Below are 16,140 nucleotides of genomic sequence, written 5' to 3' on the forward strand. Positions count from 1 at the left end.
CGCGAAGGCGCGGGCCGTACCTCGCGGAAGGGGTGTCCGTGACACGGGTACGCAGGTGGCTGCCGGGGCTGCTGCTGGTCACACCGTCGATCATCGCGATCGCGGTCTTCGTCTACGGCATGCTCGGCTGGAACTTCCAGTTGGCGATGACCGACAAGCACGACGAGGTGTCCGAGGGGAGTTTCGTCGGTCTGGAGAACTTCTTCACCCTCTGGGACCAGAAACGCTGGGGCATCTCGGTCAACCACGCCATCGTCTTCACCGTGGTCTTCGTGTTCGGGGCGCTGCTGCTCGGCTGGCTGCTGGCGTTCCTGATGGAGAAGGGGATCAGGGGCGAGGGGACCTTCCGGGCGGTCTACCTGTTCCCGATGGCGATCTCCTTCGTGGCGACCGGGGTGGTCTGGCGCTGGCTGATGAACTCCGGTCAGGGCGAGCGGGCGGTCGGGTTGAACCGGCTGTTCGACAGCCTCGGGCTGGAGTTCCTGCAGTGGCAGTGGTTCCGCGATCCCGACTGGGGGATGGCCGCCATGGCCATCCCCGCTATATGGCAAATGTCGGGATATGTCATGGCGTTGTTCCTGGCGGGGTTCCGGGGGGTCCCCGAGGACCTCCGGGAGGCGGCCCGGGTCGACGGGTGCGGCGAGTGGCAGGTCTACCGGCACATCGTGCTGCCGATGCTCCGCCCGGTCACCCTCTCCGCCCTGATCATCCTCGGCCACATCTCGCTCAAGGTCTTCGACCTGATCGTCGCGGTCTCCGGCAAGCAGATCATCACCGACGTGCCCGCCGTCTTCATGTGGGTCGCGGTCTTCGACTCCCACGACCCGGCCAAGGGCGCCACCATCGCGTCGTACATCGTGCTCGCGGTCAGCGTCTTCGTCATCCCCTACCTCGTCTGGACCCTCCGCAGGGAGCGGCGCTCATGACCTCCACCGTGACCGACACCCCCGCCGCCGCCCCCGTACGGGACGGGAACCCCGGCGGACGGGCCAGGCGGCGGGCGCGGCTGTCGCGCGGCGTCCGGCTGACGCTGCTGGTCGCCTTCCTGCTCGTCTTCCTGATCCCGATCTACGTGCTGCTGGTCACCAGCTTCAAGCCGCTGACCGAGGCCGATCCCGGCCGGGCCTGGGCGCTGCCCGAGGTGTGGACCGTCGAGCCGTGGCGGGTGGCCTGGGAGAAGCTCGCGCCCGGCATCTGGAACAGCGTGCTGCTGGCCGTACCCGGCTCGCTGATCTCGGCGGTGCTCGGCTCGATGAACGGCTACGTGCTGTCGAAGTGGCGCTTCCCCGGCTCCGACGTGCTGTTCACGCTGTTCCTGTTCGGCATGTTCATCCCGTACCAGGGCGTCATGATCCCGCTGGTGCAGCTGCTGGTGAAGCTCAACGAGGTCACCCTGGCGGTCACCGGCGTGCCGGGTGTCTTCTACGGAGCGATCCCCGGGCTGCTGCTGGCGCACGTGGTCTACGGCATTCCGATCTGCACCCTGATCTTCCGCAACTACTACGTCACCATCCCCGACGAGCTGATCGAGGCGTCCAGGGTGGACGGCGCGGGGATGCTGCGGACCTACTGGTCGGTGGTGCTGCCCGTCTCGGGTCCCGCCTTCGCGGTTGTGATCATCTGGCAGTTCACCTCAATGTGGAACGACTTCCTGTTCGCGGTCTTCCTGACCGGCCCGCAGAGCTGGCCCACCACGGTGATGCTCAACAACATCGCCGGAGCCCAGACCGTCCCCTACAGCCAGCAGATGGCCGCGGCCCTGCTCGCCTCCATCCCCACAATGATCATCTACGTCCTGCTCGGCCGCTTCTTCATGCGCGGCCTCATGGCCGGAGCATTGAAGGGCTGATATCTTGACGATTTTGTGTTAGATTTCGCCTCTTTTTCTGGTGTGGAGGCCGTTCGGTCTCTAACGTGCAGGTCATGCTCTCCGCCTCACGGGCTGGTGCGTCGCCTGATGGCAGAGGGACCGCCGTTATCACCGAACTGGTCTGCTATCCCGTCAAGGGATGCGCCGGCGTCTCGATGACCGAGACGCTGCTGACGGTGGCGGGCCTGGCGCACGACCGCAGTTTCATGGTGGTCGGTGACAACGGCGTGTTCCGCAGCCAGCGGCGCGACCCACGGCTCGCCACCATCCACCCCGAGATCAACGCGGACGGGGATCGGCTCACGCTCCGGCTGCCGGGTTTCGACGCGCTGACCGTCGATGTGGATCTGCTCTCCACCAGGCGCGATGTGGAGCTGTTCGGCACGCCGTACCAGGGGATCGACCAGGGACGGGCAGCGGCCGAGTGGCTGTCGGAGGTGTTGGGCACGCCGAGCAGGCTCGTGCGGGTGCCGCCGGAACACCGCCGGGTGACCGACGGCTGGACACCCGGTACGTCCGGCTACGCGGACAGCAGTCCGGTGCATCTCATCTCCGAGGCCACCCTCGCCCTGCTCGACCGGCGACTCACCGAAGGTGGCGGCGCCCCGTTGCCCATGGCCCGGTTCCGCCCCAACATCGTGATCGGCGGGTGGACGGAGCCGCACCGGGAGGACGGGGCCCGGCGGATGCTCGTCGGCGACACCGAACTCGGTTACGCCAAGCTCGCCATCCGATGCGCCGTCACGATGGTCGACCAGGACAGCGGCACCAGAGCGGGGCCGGAGCCGCTGCGCACGCTGGCCACCTACCGCCGCGCACCCGAGGGCGGGGTCGCGTTCGGCGTGAAACTCTCCGTCGTACGGCCCGGCAAGCTCGCCCTGGGCGACCAGGTGAACGTCCAATCCTGGGGCGAGCCGGAACTTCGGTAGGCCGTTGCCGAGACGACTGACCGGCAGAGGACACGCCCATGGACGCGGCGTGCGGCATCTGAACCCGGCAGACGGGGGGCCGTACACCACATCCGTGGATCCGACCCAGCTCTGAAGGGTGACATGATCATGCGACTGTCCGTCCTGCTGCTTCTTGTCGCGCTGACCGCTTGCGGCGCCCCCGCGACCACGGCTCGAACCCCGGACGCCTTGGCAACGGCATCCACACCCCCTACGCGGGAAGCACCGGAGACGGGGGCCGCACCGAAAACACCGGTGTCCCCGGCCTCGACGGAGTCGGCGCCCCGATCCGCTTGCGCCCCGGTCCCGGCCAGAGCACTGAACCTCAGGCTGCTCCGGCAGACGGCCTTCGACTACGACCCGCTCAACTCCCCGGAGGAACTCGCGGCGAAGACCCCGCTGGTCGTCGCGGGCACCGTCGAGGACTTCCTGCCGGGGCAGATCGTCGAGGAGGGGATCCCCGGTGACCGCACGCACTACGTGCTGATGCCGGTGCGGGTGACCGAGCGGTTCAAGGGGCCGGCCGCTCGCCTGGTCCACGTGAAGTTCTTTCAGGGCGGAATATGGAAGAACCAGACCCCGGTCAACTCGGTGGCCGACTTCCGGCGAGGGGTGCCCCGGGGCACCCGGGTCCTGCTGTTCGTCCATCCGGACACCCGAGAGGGACCCGTCATCAAGGACCGCGCCGCCCTCCCGGCCGGAACGCCGATCTACTCGGCCCACCCGCAGGGCGTACTCCTCGGCCGGGGCCTGACGGTCATCGGCGGCATGGAGGAGATCAACCCGGCCTCCCGCTGGGCCGACCCCTGCGGCCTGGACGGCATCGCCACCCGCCTACGCGCCGCCGGCCACCAAGGACAGTGACCACCTCCACCACGAGTGGAAGCTCTCAACGCCGCTCGACTTGCGATGAACGCTTTCCACGCCCGTCAGCCGGAGGTCTGCGGACTTCACCGGGTCCTGCGCCGAGGCGTAGGCCTTGATTCGCCGGATCCGGCGGTAAGTGGATCGCGGTCCCGCAGGCGATCCCCACGTAGGAGTCGGCCCGTAGACGCCGAGCCTCACGGCGGGCCACACCGTCTAGCTGTGCGCCCTCTTACCGCTTCAACCGGACAGTGGCCCGGGAGATCTGAGCTACGTTTACTACTCACACTAAAATTTTTTAGTATCGTTGGGGTGTTCAACGCATCGGGTGAAGGTGGTTCGCGTGTCGCTACGGATGGCCCTGATCACGCTCATCGCCGGGCAGCCGCGTAGCGGCTATGACATCAGCCAAGAGTTCGACGGCGTGTTGAAGTTCGTCTGGCACGCCAAACCCACGCAGGTCTATCCCGAATTGAGGCGGCTTGCGGCCGACGGCCTCATCAGGGAGCAGGACGAGGGGGCGCGGGGCCGGCGCCCCTACGAGATCACCGAGGAAGGACTGCGGGCGCTGCGGGAGTGGTTGACGACTACCTCCGCGGACCACTCCCAGCGCAACGAGACGGTGCTGCGGTCATTCGCGCTGTGGCTCATCAAGCCGGAGGAGGCCCGTGCTTTCCTCCGGGAGGAGATGGAGTACCACCGGGCGCGATTGCGGGGCATGCGGGTCCTGAGGAAGGGACTCGATCTCAGCCGACCCGCCGACCGGGCGTCCCTGCTCGGCCTCGAAGCCGGCATCCGGCGCCTGGAGGCGATGATCTCCTGGGCGGAATGGGCGATCGATGTCGTGGCGACCTGGCCGGCGGACGCCGACGCCGCGGCCGACGAGAGGGAATCAGGCTGAGGCGCCGCTCCCGGCGCCATCCCGAACACCCCTGACCCCCTTTTCACCATCCTCACGACCGAGAAAACGAGGAGCACCGCCCATGAACGCGAGCACCACCGCAGAGCGGAGCATCACCCTTCAGGACGGCCGGCGAATGGGGTATGCCGTCTTCGGTGACCCTGTCGGACGGCCATGCCTGTTCGTCCATGGCTACTCCTCCTCGCGATGGTCAGCGGGATGGACCTTCTCCAACGCGACTCTGCACCGCCAGGGCGTGCGCCTCATCGCCGTTGACCGGCCGGGTTACGGCCTGTCGACAGCGAATCCGGGAGCCGGTTTCCTGGACTGGGCCCGTGATGCCTCGGCGCTCACCGACCAACTCGGCCTCGACCGCGTTGCCGTCATCGGCGTGTCCATGGGCGCGGGTCCTGCCCTGGCACTCACCGCTACCCATCCCGCCCTTGTCACCAGTACGACGATCCTGGGCGGCATGCCGCCGGTCGCCGTGCGGGAACGGTGGGCCCCCGCCAGTCGTGCGGACGCTTTCTACTGGCGGCTGGCCCGGCGTGCTCCCTGGTTGTTGCGAAGGTTGTGCTCCGCCTCTGCCGCGATGATGGCCACCGCCGCTCGCGGTGACACCGGCAAGCTCATCGGCCGGGTCGAGCGAGGGCTTCCCGGCGCGGACCTGCGAATCTTCCGTGAGTTGCTCAACGATGCCGACAACAACGCGAAGGCCGCCTTCATCGCCGACGTCCGTGAAAGCTGCCACCAGGGCGGAGCGGCCATGGCCGACGATCTACGGCAGTACCTGCGGCCCTGGGGGTTCGATCCCGTTGACGTCCGCAGGCCTGTCCACCTGTGGCACGGGCTCGAAGACCCGAAGGTCCCGATCATGCTGGCTCGGCGGCTGGCCGACCGACTCCCCCAGGGAACGTCAAGGTTCGTGCCTGGCGGCCACTTCGCCTCCTTTGCCCACCGCGACGAGATCATCGGCAGGATCGCGGATGAGTAGGCGGCAGGCCTACGGCCACCGCCCAGCGCCGCTGGACAGACCCGTACGGGAGAAAGGCCTCACGAGGAAGTGCCGAGGGCCGGTGAGCGGCTGACCAGGGAGTCGCCCAGGGGGGTGCGGTGGTAGAGGACGGTGCGGCCGGTGCGGTTGCCGGTGATCAGGCCCGCGTTCCGCAGGGCGGAGAGGTGGCCGCCCACGGTGCCGAGACTCAGGCCCAGCAGTGTGACGAGCTGGGTGGTGGTCGCCGGGGTCGCGAGCTCCAGCAGCAGCCGGGTCCTGGTCCTGCCGATCAGGTGGGCCAGGCCGTCCGCCGTCTCGGGCGGGATGCCGGTGCCCCGGGCCGTATAGCTGATCGCGTACGGCCAGCTCTTATCCAGGTAGTAGCTCACCCCGGCGGGGAACACGGTCGGGACGAAGAGCATCCCGCGTCCGTCGAGCCGGTAGGTCTCGTCAGGGAAACTGGATTGCACCTCGATGACACCGTCGGAGTGCCACCGGATTCGCGGGTTGAGGTCGTCGAGCGCCGCAGCCCAGCCGTAGGTCGCCAGCCGGCCCGCCCGCTGGATCACGTCCCGCTCCAGGATCGCGTGAAAGCGCGGCCAGACGGGGGAGACGATCTCCTGCCAGATCGCCGCGAGTGCCTCGGCGAAGAGTTCCACGACGTTCGGTGAGAACAGCACCTCCCTGACGGACTCCGAGGGGCGGGGCATTCCCTCCAGGTTTCTGGCGATCTCGTCGTGCGCCTGGGCCAGCGGGGTGGCTCTCACCAGCGCGAGTTCCGTCTCGACCGGGGTGTTCACCCCGGTCGGCGGCGGTGCGGGGAAATCGACGTTGTAGTAACGCTCGCGGAACAGAGCCACCATCGGGGCCAGTCCCGGGTGCGTGCGTAGCAGTCTCCGATACGGCTCGCGCATTCGCTCCGCCCACGTCCGCCACCCCCCGGCACCCTTGACACCGGACAGGATCCAGAGGGTGTGCTTGGTCTCCATGAGCGGGGAGATGGCGAACCTGCTGGCCATGACGTCGTGCGGGGTGACCTCGATGCGATGGACCACTGAGCGACCTTTCGGGTATATCTGAAAGGTTAGCCAACCGTCCGGGCGTCCGTTCAGCATCGTGCCATGACCACACAAGAACGCGGCGCGACCTACACGGAGGTCTTCGCGAGCGGTGAGTTCCGTGTCCTGTTCGGAAGTTTCACCCTTCTGGTGGCCGGTGACCAGGTCAAGATGCTGGCCCTGTCGGCACTGGTCTACGCGCGGACCGGCTCGCCGGGGCTGTCGGCGGCGGCGTACATGCTGGGCTTCCTGCCCTACGCCGTCGGCGCCACCTTCCTGCTCTCGCTGGCCGACCGGATCCGGCCGCGCGCGCTGATGATCGCGGGGGAACTGGTGCGGGTGGTGACCTGCCTGCTGATCGCCTTCGCCGGGCTGTCCGTCTGGGCGATGCTCGCCCTGGTCCTGGTCACCGGCCTGTTCTCACCGGTCTTCGGGGCCGCGCGGATGGCCCTGCTGCCCGACCTGCTGCCGGGGGACGCGTTCGTGCTGGGCAGATCCGTGCTGACCGTGACGTCGGCGGGAGCGCAGATCGGCGGACTGGCCGTGGGCGGTGGCATCCTCGCCGCCACCGGCCCCTCGGGGGCGCTGGCCGTCACCGCCGCGCTGTCCGTGCTGGCCGCCGTGGTGCTCCGCTTCGGCCTGCCCGACTTTCCGGTCAGGGGCGCGGAGGCCGGCCTTCCCGGTGAGCGTACCGAGGATGGAGATCTCCCGGCCGGGGAGGCGGAACACGGGAGTGTGCGCACTGAGAAGGTCAGCGGCAGAGGTGCCGTCTGGGAGACCCTGCGGGTCAACCGGGTGCTGCTGGCGGATAGGCGGATACGCGGCCTGCTTCTCGCGCAGTGGCTGCCGGTGACGTTCGCGGTGGGCGGCGAGGCGATGCTGATCCCCTATCTGGGGAGCACCGCCGGGTACGCGCTCGCCGCGGCCTCCGCGGGCCTGGCGGTGGGAAGCTTCGTCGTCGGCCGGCTGGTCTCGCCCTCCGGCAGGGAACGGCTGGCGTTTCCCATGGCGGTGGCGTCGGGCCTTCCGCTGCTGGTGTTCGCCCTGCAGCCGGGGCTCGGGGGAGCCGCGCTGCTCGTGCTGCTCGCCGCGGTGGCGTTGACCGCCTACGAGCTCGGGTTGCAGCGGTGGTTCGTGGAGGCGGTACCCGAGGCGATCAGGGGCCAGGCGTTCGGCCTGGCCTCGGCGGGGATGATGACCGGCCAGGCGCTCGGCGCGGCCCTGGTGGGCGTGGCCGCCGAGCTGACCTCCCCGCACATGGCGATCGTCCTGGCGGGGGCCGCGGTCGTCTGCTGCTCACTCGCCCTGCACCGCTCCCTGCGGCCGGAGCCTTCCTGACCGGACCTCCTCGTACGGTCGGCGAGAATGGAGGTTCGTGCAGAACGTTCCACCTCGCGGCAGGAGATCACCTACGTTGTCCCAGAAGCGCGAAGTCCCCCTGGCGGGCGGCGACCGTCCCGGTCTGCGGGCCGACTGTGCGAACTGCTTCGGGCTGTGCTGTGTCGCGCTGCCCTTCGCCGCCTCGGCCGATTTCGCGATCGACAAGGACGCGGGGAAGCCGTGCGTGAACCTGCGGGCGGACTTCCGCTGCGGCATCCACGCGAACCTCCGCGAGCGGGGCTTTCCCGGCTGCACCGTCTTCGACTGCTTCGGCGCGGGGCAGCAGGTCTCCCAGGTCACCTTCGGCGGGCAGGACTGGCGGCAGGCTCCGGGCACCGCCAGGCAGATGTTCGAGGTGTTTCCCGTCATGCGGCAGCTCCACGAGCTGCTCTGGTACCTGACCGAGGCACTGGCGCTGCCGCAGGCCCGCCCCATCCACGATGATCTCCGTCACGCGCTGGACGACACCGAGCGCCTCACCCGTGGCAGTGCCGAAACGCTCGTGGAAACGGACGTGGCAACGGTCCGTCAGGGCGTCAACGCCCTGCTGCTCCGCACCAGCGAGCTGGTACGGGCCGAGGTGCCCGGCCGCAAGAAGAACCACCGGGGAGCCGATCTCATCGGGGCCAGGCTCAAGGGCGCCAACCTGCGCGGGGCCAACCTGCGCGGGGCCTACCTCATCGCGGCCGACCTGCGAAACGCCGACCTGCGTACGGCCGACCTCATCGGGGTGGACCTCCGTGACGCCGACCTGCGCGGTGCCGACCTCACCGGGAGCATCTTCCTCACCCAGGCCCAGGTCAACGCGGCCAGGGGAGACGCCGCGACCACGCTGCCCGCCGCGCTCACCCGCCCCGCGCACTGGTAGCGCTCCAGGTTCAACGACCCTGGTGGGCCTCGCGGGCGTCGAGCAGTGCGGGCAGGTGCGCCTCGGCCCATTCGCAGCAGGCGGCCATGGGCTTGAGGAGCGTGGTTCCAAGCGGAGCCAGTTCGTACTCGACTCGTGGGGGGATCTCGGCGTAGGCGGTGCGTGTGATCAATCCGTCGCGCTCCATCGCCCGCAGTGACTCGGTGAGGACCTTTGGCGTGATGCCGCGTAGGGGCACCTGCAGTTCGGAAAATCGTCGAGGGCCCGTCTCCAGACACCGGATGATCTTCCCTGTCCATTTGTCGCCGATCCGGACCGGGGAGGTGACGTGTGCGCATCCGCTGAACATGTCGGGATCAAGTGGCTCGCTCACACCGGCAAGCGTACGTAACTATCGTTGCGGAAACCAAGGGGGCGCCCAATAGTGTCCGGGGCATCGGCCACCGATTCAGGTCGGCCTTGTCGAACGGAGCGTCGTCTCATGAGCAGGATCGTTGTCTTCGGTGCCGGTGGGCGTGCGGGTCGACGTGTGGTCGCCGAGGCTGTTACCCGCGGTCATCAGGTCACGGCGGTAGTGCGGGATCCGGCCAGGCACCAGGACCTGGCAGGTGACGGCGTGGTGCTGGCCGCCGGTGATGTCACCAGCGCGGACAGCGTCGCGGCGGTGGCAGCGGGGCACGACGCGGCGATCAGCGCCGCCGCCCGGCTCGACATGTCGTCAGAGGAGTTCTTCGCGGGCGCGGCCCATGCCCTGCTCGATGGCCTGGCACGGTCCGGGGTGGTCCGGCTGCTGCTGATCGGGATCGGCACCACGCTGGAGATCGCGCCCGGGGTGCCTGTCCATGACGCGCCCGATTTTCCGGCGGAGGGCCGCGCGTTCTCCCTCGGGCATGCGGCGGAACTCGACGTGCTCCGTGCGGCGGACACGGAGATCGACTGGCTGGTCCTCGCCCCGCCGCCGGTCTTCCTCGACAATGACGCGCCACGCACCGGCCGGTACCGGATCGGTGGTGGCCAGGTTCTGCCGGCCGATGACGACGCCGCCACGTTCTCCTACGCCGACCTGGCGGTCGCGCTTGTGGATGAGGTCGAGACGGCGAAGCACCACCGCATGCTGGCGGCGGTGGCCTACTGATTGCGGCAACGACGGGGGCATCCTGTCATCGGTGGTGGTTCGACGGTCACGCAGGGCCGTTGACGAGGTGCCGCGAGCTCGTCCCCTTCAGGGCCGAGAAGCCGACAGCCAGGTGAGACGCCGAGCCCACCGGCTCTGGTGGCGCCTCATCCGGGGAGCTCTCCCGAGCCCCGGGGAATGAGCCGGGTCGGCAGCTCGACCCGCTCGGGGGTGCCCTGTTCGCCCGACAGGCGGCGGAACAGCAGCTCGGCGGCGGTCCTGCCGAGTCGCACCGGGTCCTGGGCCACCACGGTCACGCCGGGGACCAGCAGGTCGGCCAGCTCGAAGTCGTCGAAGCCCACCAGGGCCGGCCGGTGTCCGGTACGCAGCACGGCCACGGTGATCCGGCCGTTGCCGGTGAACACCGCGGTGGGCGGGGCGTCGCTGGAGAGCATCCGGTTCAACGCGGGACCCGCCTGCTCGGCCGGGCCGGTCGCGACCAGTGACGGGTCGAAGGACAGGCCCGCCTCGCGGAGGGCGCGGCGGTAGCCGTGCAGCCGCTCGCCCGCGGTGAAGATGGACGCGCTGTCGCCGATGAAGGCGATGCGGCGGTGACCGTGCCGGATCAGGTGGCTCACCCCCGCGTGCGCGCCGCCCGCGTTGTCGCAGAGCACGGTGTCGGCGTCCAGCCCTCCCGGCCGGTCGGCGAAGACGGCGGCGATGCCCGCGTCGAGTTCGGGCCGCAGGTAGTCGTGGTCGGTCCCGGCGGGCACGATGACCAGGCCGTCGACCCTGCGCGAGCAGAAGGCGAGGATCAGTTCCCGCTCGCGCCGGGGGTCCTCCCCCGAGGAGCCGCTGAGCACCAGCGAGCCGTGCCGGAGCGCCACGTCCTCGACCGCGCGGCTGAGCCCCGAGTAGAAGGGGTCGGCCACGTCCTCGATCACCAGGCCGATGGTCGCGGTCCTGCCCCGGCGCAGCACCCGGGCGCTCTCGTTGCGCCGGTAGCCGAGCCGCTCGATGGCGGCCGTGACCCGTGCGGCCGTGGCGGGGTTGACCCCCGGCTCCTCGTTGACGACCCGGGAGACGGTCTTCAGCGCCACCCCGGCCGCCTCCGCGACGTCCTTCATGGTGGGACGGCCTCGCACACTCTCTGTCACGACTCGATCATCGCCCATGCACAGCGTACTGACAACGTTGTCAACAGTGATCGGGTGAACTCGCGTCCGAGTCGTCGTCCGTTGCGGGCGGGCCCGTGGGGTCCGGCCACGTCCGGACCCCACGTCCGGACCCCACGCCCGGATCAGGAGGCGGCGGCCCGTACCGCGTCGGCCGGCGGTGTGCCGGGCCGGCCGATCAGGCGAATGAGGTCGTCGTCGGGGGCGTCGAGGTCGCCATGCGCGATGGCCTCGTCCAGGCCGGCGACGAAGTGGGCGGTGCCCTCGTCGAGACCGGCGGACTGGAGGACGCCGGCCAACTCGGGGACCGTGACGTCGCGGTACACGACCTTCGTCCCGGTCACCTCGGTGATCGTCGTGGCGAGTTCCGTCAGCGTGAACGGCGTGCCGCCCAGCTCGTAGACGGCGTTGTCGTGGCCCTCGCCGGTCAGCGCGGCGGCAGCGGCGGCGGCGTAGTCGGCCCGGGTGGCGGCGGCGATCCGCCCGTCGCCGGCGGCGCCGAGGATCTCGCCGCGCTCAAGGTACTGGCCGAGCTGGCCGGTGTAGTTCTCGGTGTACCAGCCGTTGCGCAGCAGGGTGAACGGGACGCCGGACTCGCGCAGCGCGATCTCGGTGGCCTTGTGCTCCGCGGCGAGGGAGAGTTCGGTGCTGTCCGCGCGCAGGATGCTGGTGTAGGCGATGCGCGCGACTCCGGCGGCCCTGGCGGCCTCGATCACGGCCGTGTGCTGGGGCACCCGTCGGCCGACCTCGTTGCCCGAGATGAGCAGCAGGTTGGTGACGTCCCGCAGCGCGGCGGGCAGCGTCTCGGGCCGGGAGTAGTCGCCCTCGCGCACCACGACGCCCCTGGCGGCGAGGTCGGCGGCCTTGGACGGGGTGCGGGCGATGGCGACGATGTCGGCGGCGGCGACGCCCCCGGCGAGCAGCGCGTCGATGACGAGACGGCCGAGGGGGCCGGTGGCGCCGGTGATGGCATAGGTGGTCATGATCTCTCCTGGAGGTCACCTGTAGTTACCAGTCAGCAGTACTAACTTTTATACAGTACTGGTTGTTTTATGAATTCTGTACCCTTGGGGTATGCCGAACGCGTGTGCCCCCGATCCCGACACCGGTGAACCCACCGACGAGCTGGTCAGCGACGTGTTCGCCCGCGACTGCACCTCCCGGGCGGCGCTGGAGGATGTGGCCGGCAAGTGGGGAGTCCTCGCGCTGCTCGCCCTCGGCGAGTCCGGTTACCGGTTCAACGCCCTGCGGCGACGGGTGGCGGGCGTGAGCGAGAAGATGCTGGCGCAGACCCTGCAGACCCTTGAGCGAGACGGCATGGTCACCCGCGAGGTGCTGACGGTGATACCCGCCCGGGTGGAGTACTCCCTGACCCCGCTCGGCGCCCGCGTCGCCGAGCGTCTGCGCGGTCTCGCCGATCTACTCGAAGGCTCCGTGGACGAGATCGGTGCGGCGCGCGAGGCGTACGACAGCCGCCAGGCGTGACCGCGGGCGGGAACGGCTCAGGAGGACTCTCTCCAGGAGGCCCGGGTGGTGCCTCCCGCCGTCCCGGCCGCGTGCAGGTCGGCCTCGACGCGGGCCGCCGCCGCGAGCAGCGGCGGCAGCAGGTCGCGGCGGGCGGACTCGGGGGTGGTACGGCTCGCGTGGGAGGAGATGTTCATCGCGGCGGTCACCCGGCCGGAGCGATCGCGGATCGGCACGGCGATCGAGCGCAGCCCCTCTTCCAGCTCCTGGTCGACCATCGCCCAGCCCTGGGAGCGGACCCGCTCCAGCTCGGCCCGGAGCGCCTCGGAGGTCGTGACGGTCTTCGGGGTGAACCTGCGCAGTGCGGCACGCTCCAGGTAGGCGGCCAGCTCGTCCGGGGGCAGCCAGGCGAGCAGGACCCGGCCCATCGAGGTGCAGTGGGCCGGGAAGCGGGTGCCGATGTTGATGGTCACCCGCATGATCCGGGTGGTGGCCACCCGGGCCACGTAGACGACGTCCTCGCCGTCGAGCACGGCCACCGACGCCGACTCGTGCACCTCGGCGACCAGCCGTTCGAGGTGCGGCTCGGCCATCTCGGGCAGGGAGAGGCTGGACAGGTAGGCGTATCCGAGGTCCAGGACGCGGGGGGAGAGCGCGAACAGCCGCCCGTCGGTCCTGACGTAGCCGAGGTCGACGAGCGTCAGCAGGAACCGGCGGGCCGCCGCCCTGGTCAGGCCGGTCGCGCGGGCGACCTCGCTGAGCGTCAGCTCGGGGCTCGTCGCGCTGAACGCCTTGATCACCGAGAGCCCGCGCGCCAGCGACTGCACGTGGTCGGAGCCGCGGTCAACCGGTTCGATCATCGCCGTCCTCCTCGTTCCGATCGAACTCTAGCGCCGCCCGTGCCACCGCGAACGCCCGGTTCGCGGCGGGTACGCCCGCGTAGATCGCGGTCTGCAGCAGCACCTCCTTGATCTCCTCCTCGGTGAGACCGACGCGGAGCGCGGCCCGCACGTGCATGGCCAGCTCGTGCTCCTGCCCGAGCGTGGCCAGCATGGCGAGGGTGATGCAGCTGCGGGTGCGCCGGTCCAGGCCGGGACGGGTCCAGATCTCCCCCCAGGCGTACCTGGTGATGAACTCCTGGAAGTCGGCGGTGAACGGAGTGGCGCTCGCGGTGGCGCGGTCCACGTGCTCGTCACCGAGTACGGCCCGGCGCGTCGCGTCCCCGGCCTCCCACCCGCTCATGTCCCTGCTCTCCTCCGCGCTCATGTCCCTGGTTCCTCTCGTGCTCGTCCGCCGGTCTTCCCCGCGCTCACCTGCCGGGTTCCGCGAGGTTCCGGTGGGCGGCGAGCGCCCGGTCGACGAAGGTGAAGGCGGAGCCCAGGGCACCCGCCGGGTCGAGGGCCGCGTCGACCTCCTCGGCGGTCAGGGGGACACCGGGATCGGCGAGCAGGACCTCCCGCAGCGTCAGGCCCCCGGCGGCGGCGCGGGCGCAGGCGGCGTCCACCAGCCGCCGGTCCTGCGGGGTGCCGCCGAGCCGGACGACCACCTGCTCGGCCATCAGCAGCCCCCGGGTCGCGTCGAGGTTGGCGCGCATCCTGGCGGTGTCCACGGTCAGGCCCTCCAGCACCTCGCGCAGCCAGGAGGCGGCGCTGCCGGTGAGCCGGAGCAGCTCGCCCAGCGTCTCCCACTCGGCCTGCCAGGGCCCGGCCGCGCGCTCGTGCTCGGCGACCATGCCGCCGAGGAGGGAGGCGACCAGCCCGGGTACGCGCTGGACGCAGGCGAGTACCGACATCGAACCCACCGGGTTCCGCTTGTGCGGCATCGCGCTGGAGGTGCCCCGCCCGGGTCCGGTGGGCTCGGCGACCTCCGCCACCTCGGTCTGGGCCAGCAGCTTCACATCGTTCGCGATCTTGCCGAGCGTCCCCGCGGCGGTGCCGAGCGCGCAGGCGAGCCGGACGACCGGGGTCCGGTCGGTGTGCCAGGGAACGACCGGTTCGGCCAGCCCGAGCTCGGCCGCGAGCAGCGGCGGCACCTCGTGGCCCCGCTCGCCGAGGACCGACAGGGTACCCGCCGCCCCGCCGTACTGGGCCGGCAGTGGCACCCGCGCCAGCTCGGTCCGGGAGCGGTCCAGCGCGCTCAGCCAGCCCGCCGCCTTCAGCCCGAACGTGATCGGTACGGCGTGCTGGCCGACCGTACGCCCGGCCATGACGTTGCCGCGGTGCTCGGACGCCAGCCGCGCGCACGCCCCGGCGCAGGCGGACAGGTCGGCCAGGACCGGGGCCAGGGCACGGCGGGAGAGCAGCATCGCCGCGGTGTCGTTGATGTCCTGGCTGGTGGCGCCGTAGTGCACGAACCGCCGCAGGCCGGGCTCGATCCGCGCCCGCAGGGCGGCGACCAGGCCGATGACGGGGTTGCCGCTCCGGGCCGCCTCGGCGCCCAGTTCGGCGAGGTCGTAGAGCTCGGGACGGCAGGCCGCGGCCACTGCCGGGGGCACCTCGGCGGGGACCAGTCCGATCCCGGCCTGCGCGGTGGCCAGCGCGGACTCGACGTCCAGCATGGCGGCCAGCCACGCGACGTCCGACACCTGCGCGGCGGCCCCGCCCCTGGCGAACATCCCGGAGAACAGCCCGGCGGTGGCGGGAGCGGTCATGGTCACCTCCGGATGGCTCGAATGTCGTTCACGGCGGCCCGGGAGTCGGCGCCCCCGGGGACAATGCTGACCTACCCGGTGCCGCCTTCCTCACGGCCGTCCGCCGGTGAGCCCGCGGAGGGCGGCGAGCTCCTCCGGGGCCGGGGGCGCGGTCTCGCGGAGGCCGGGGGCGGCGGCCAGCGCCCAGCCGGTGGCGGCGCGGGCCTCGTCGAGGGTGACGCCGGGGTGCAGGTGGGTGAGGACCAGCTCGCAGGTGTCCGGGTCGGGCTCCAGGATGCCCAGGTCGGTGATGACCGTGCGGGGGCCGCTGCCGCGCAGGCCGAGACGCTCGCGGTCGCCGGGCCCCGAGCCGAAGCCCACGGAGGTCACGAAGTCCACCCGGTCGACGAACGTGCGGCGGCTCTGCCGCACGACCACCGTCACCTCGCGGCAGGAGGCGGCGATCTCGGGGGCCCCGCCCGCGCCGGGCAGCCGGACCTTCGGGTCGTCGTAGCGGCCGATCACCGTCGTGTTGATGTTGGCGAACCGGTCGATCTGGGCGGCGCCCAGGAATCCGACGTCGATCCGGCCCGGCTGGAGCCAGTAGTTGAAGATCTCCGGCACGCTGACGACGGCGTCGGCGGTGTCGGCCAGCACGCCGTCCCCGATCGACAGGGGCGGCCGGTCGGGCTTGGCGCCGATGGTGCCGGACTCGTAGACGAGGATCAGGCCGGGGGCGTGCGTACGGCGGGCGAGGTTGGCGGCGACGCTGGGCAGGCCGATGCCGACGAAGCACGAGCCGCCGTCCCGCAGCCGCCGGGCCGCGGCCACGGTCATCATCTCGTCGGAGGTGTAGCCGGTGCTGTGGGAGGG

The 16,140-nt window shown here is 70.6% G+C and carries 18 protein-coding genes; 10 read left to right on the forward strand and 8 right to left on the reverse strand.

Going from position 1 to position 16,140, the window contains the following annotated elements; all coding sequences use genetic code 11:
* Positions 1-38: 38 nt before the first annotated feature.
* The 6 genes from ABZ260_RS00365 (at position 39) to ABZ260_RS00390 (ending at position 5,579) form a co-directional block, all read left to right on the forward strand.
* Positions 39-926, forward strand: a complete 888-nt coding sequence (locus ABZ260_RS00365) for a sugar ABC transporter permease (protein WP_350912106.1) — start codon at positions 39-41, stop codon at positions 924-926.
* Positions 923-1,849 (forward strand): carbohydrate ABC transporter permease, encoded by a 927-nt coding sequence (locus ABZ260_RS00370; protein ID WP_355610761.1) that lies wholly within the window; start codon positions 923-925, stop codon positions 1,847-1,849. Before ABZ260_RS00365 ends, ABZ260_RS00370 begins: the two co-directional genes overlap by 4 nt.
* 74 nt (positions 1,850-1,923) lie before the next feature.
* Positions 1,924-2,799: an MOSC N-terminal beta barrel domain-containing protein gene (locus ABZ260_RS00375; RefSeq protein ID WP_355610764.1), complete on the forward strand. Its 876-nt coding sequence runs from the start codon at positions 1,924-1,926 to the stop codon at positions 2,797-2,799.
* 129 nt (positions 2,800-2,928) lie between these two features.
* Complete coding sequence (locus ABZ260_RS00380) at positions 2,929-3,684, forward strand: hypothetical protein (protein WP_355610767.1); 756 nt, start codon at positions 2,929-2,931, stop codon at positions 3,682-3,684.
* Between the two features lie 343 nt (positions 3,685-4,027).
* The gene (locus ABZ260_RS00385) at positions 4,028-4,585 is read left to right on the forward strand and encodes a PadR family transcriptional regulator (RefSeq protein WP_355610770.1); all 558 of its coding nucleotides are present in this window, start codon (positions 4,028-4,030) and stop codon (positions 4,583-4,585) included.
* A gap of 82 nt (positions 4,586-4,667) precedes the next feature.
* A complete protein-coding gene (locus ABZ260_RS00390) occupies positions 4,668-5,579 on the forward strand; it encodes an alpha/beta hydrolase (RefSeq protein WP_355610773.1) in 912 nt (303 codons plus the stop codon).
* Positions 5,580-5,638: 59 nt separating this feature from the next.
* Here the strand turns inward: ABZ260_RS00390 and ABZ260_RS00395 are convergent, their stop codons facing one another.
* Positions 5,639-6,634, reverse strand: a complete 996-nt coding sequence (locus ABZ260_RS00395; RefSeq protein ID WP_355610776.1) for a winged helix-turn-helix domain-containing protein — start codon at positions 6,632-6,634, stop codon at positions 5,639-5,641.
* 66 nt (positions 6,635-6,700) lie between these two features.
* Here ABZ260_RS00395 and ABZ260_RS00400 point away from each other — a divergent pair, with 66 nt between their 5' ends.
* Both ABZ260_RS00400 and ABZ260_RS00405 read left to right on the forward strand, forming a co-directional pair.
* On the forward strand, positions 6,701-7,975 hold the full coding sequence (locus ABZ260_RS00400; protein WP_355610779.1) for an MFS transporter: 1,275 nt from the start codon (positions 6,701-6,703) through the stop codon (positions 7,973-7,975).
* 76 nt (positions 7,976-8,051) lie between these two features.
* Positions 8,052-8,885: a pentapeptide repeat-containing protein gene (locus tag ABZ260_RS00405; protein ID WP_355610782.1), complete on the forward strand. Its 834-nt coding sequence runs from the start codon at positions 8,052-8,054 to the stop codon at positions 8,883-8,885.
* A 10-nt stretch (positions 8,886-8,895) separates the two neighbouring features.
* Here the strand turns inward: ABZ260_RS00405 and ABZ260_RS00410 are convergent, their stop codons facing one another.
* Entirely contained in the window at positions 8,896-9,258 is a 363-nt protein-coding gene (locus tag ABZ260_RS00410) for a helix-turn-helix domain-containing protein (protein ID WP_355610785.1), read from the reverse strand.
* Between the two features lie 108 nt (positions 9,259-9,366).
* Between ABZ260_RS00410 and ABZ260_RS00415 the strand changes: the two genes are divergently transcribed.
* Positions 9,367-10,020 (forward strand): NAD(P)H-binding protein, encoded by a 654-nt coding sequence (locus ABZ260_RS00415; protein ID WP_355610788.1) that lies wholly within the window; start codon positions 9,367-9,369, stop codon positions 10,018-10,020.
* 146 nt (positions 10,021-10,166) lie between these two features.
* Here the strand turns inward: ABZ260_RS00415 and ABZ260_RS00420 are convergent, their stop codons facing one another.
* Positions 10,167-11,174, reverse strand: coding sequence for a LacI family DNA-binding transcriptional regulator (locus ABZ260_RS00420; RefSeq protein ID WP_355610791.1), 1,008 nt, complete (start codon positions 11,172-11,174; stop codon positions 10,167-10,169).
* A 125-nt stretch (positions 11,175-11,299) separates the two neighbouring features.
* Complete coding sequence (locus ABZ260_RS00425; RefSeq protein WP_355610793.1) at positions 11,300-12,157, reverse strand: SDR family oxidoreductase; 858 nt, start codon at positions 12,155-12,157, stop codon at positions 11,300-11,302.
* 91 nt (positions 12,158-12,248) lie between these two features.
* Between ABZ260_RS00425 and ABZ260_RS00430 the strand changes: the two genes are divergently transcribed.
* Positions 12,249-12,659 (forward strand): helix-turn-helix domain-containing protein, encoded by a 411-nt coding sequence (locus ABZ260_RS00430; RefSeq protein ID WP_355610796.1) that lies wholly within the window; start codon positions 12,249-12,251, stop codon positions 12,657-12,659.
* A gap of 17 nt (positions 12,660-12,676) precedes the next feature.
* Here the strand turns inward: ABZ260_RS00430 and ABZ260_RS00435 are convergent, their stop codons facing one another.
* The 4 genes from ABZ260_RS00435 to ABZ260_RS00450 form a co-directional block, all read right to left on the reverse strand.
* Positions 12,677-13,498, reverse strand: a complete 822-nt coding sequence (locus ABZ260_RS00435) for an IclR family transcriptional regulator C-terminal domain-containing protein (RefSeq protein ID WP_355610799.1) — start codon at positions 13,496-13,498, stop codon at positions 12,677-12,679.
* A complete protein-coding gene (gene pcaC, locus ABZ260_RS00440) occupies positions 13,482-13,904 on the reverse strand; it encodes a 4-carboxymuconolactone decarboxylase (RefSeq protein WP_350912140.1) in 423 nt (140 codons plus the stop codon). Before pcaC ends, ABZ260_RS00435 begins: the two co-directional genes overlap by 17 nt.
* Before the next feature lie 43 nt (positions 13,905-13,947).
* Positions 13,948-15,288 (reverse strand): 3-carboxy-cis,cis-muconate cycloisomerase, encoded by a 1,341-nt coding sequence (gene pcaB / locus ABZ260_RS00445; RefSeq protein WP_355610803.1) that lies wholly within the window; start codon positions 15,286-15,288, stop codon positions 13,948-13,950.
* A 90-nt stretch (positions 15,289-15,378) separates the two neighbouring features.
* Positions 15,379-16,107 carry a CoA-transferase gene (locus ABZ260_RS00450; RefSeq protein WP_355610844.1) on the reverse strand — a complete coding sequence of 243 codons (729 nt, stop codon included), beginning with the start codon at positions 16,105-16,107 and terminating at the stop codon, positions 15,379-15,381.
* Positions 16,108-16,140: the final 33 nt, after the last annotated feature.

The organism is Streptosporangium sp. NPDC006013 (genome assembly GCF_040614275.1).
In the GTDB taxonomy this organism is placed as follows: domain Bacteria; phylum Actinomycetota; class Actinomycetes; order Streptosporangiales; family Streptosporangiaceae; genus Streptosporangium.

Bases quoted from the DNA above. Each gene is read 5' to 3' on its own strand.
- ABZ260_RS00390 (WP_355610773.1), top strand. From the start codon at position 4,668: ATGAACGCGAGCACCACCGCAGAGCGGAGCATCACCCTTCAGGACGGC.
- ABZ260_RS00370 (WP_355610761.1), top strand. From the start codon at position 923: ATGACCTCCACCGTGACCGACACCCCCGCCGCCGCCCCCGTACGGGAC.
- pcaB (WP_355610803.1), bottom strand. From the start codon at position 15,288: ATGACCGCTCCCGCCACCGCCGGGCTGTTCTCCGGGATGTTCGCCAGG.
- ABZ260_RS00430 (WP_355610796.1), top strand. From the start codon at position 12,249: ATGCCGAACGCGTGTGCCCCCGATCCCGACACCGGTGAACCCACCGAC.
- ABZ260_RS00415 (WP_355610788.1), top strand. From the start codon at position 9,367: ATGAGCAGGATCGTTGTCTTCGGTGCCGGTGGGCGTGCGGGTCGACGT.
- ABZ260_RS00380 (WP_355610767.1), top strand. From the start codon at position 2,929: ATGCGACTGTCCGTCCTGCTGCTTCTTGTCGCGCTGACCGCTTGCGGC.
- ABZ260_RS00400 (WP_355610779.1), top strand. From the start codon at position 6,701: ATGACCACACAAGAACGCGGCGCGACCTACACGGAGGTCTTCGCGAGC.
- ABZ260_RS00375 (WP_355610764.1), top strand. From the start codon at position 1,924: ATGCTCTCCGCCTCACGGGCTGGTGCGTCGCCTGATGGCAGAGGGACC.
- ABZ260_RS00450 (WP_355610844.1), bottom strand. From the start codon at position 16,107: ATGATGACCGTGGCCGCGGCCCGGCGGCTGCGGGACGGCGGCTCGTGC.
- ABZ260_RS00435 (WP_355610799.1), bottom strand. From the start codon at position 13,498: ATGATCGAACCGGTTGACCGCGGCTCCGACCACGTGCAGTCGCTGGCG.
- ABZ260_RS00425 (WP_355610793.1), bottom strand. From the start codon at position 12,157: ATGACCACCTATGCCATCACCGGCGCCACCGGCCCCCTCGGCCGTCTC.
- ABZ260_RS00420 (WP_355610791.1), bottom strand. From the start codon at position 11,174: ATGGGCGATGATCGAGTCGTGACAGAGAGTGTGCGAGGCCGTCCCACC.
- pcaC (WP_350912140.1), bottom strand. From the start codon at position 13,904: ATGAGCGCGGAGGAGAGCAGGGACATGAGCGGGTGGGAGGCCGGGGAC.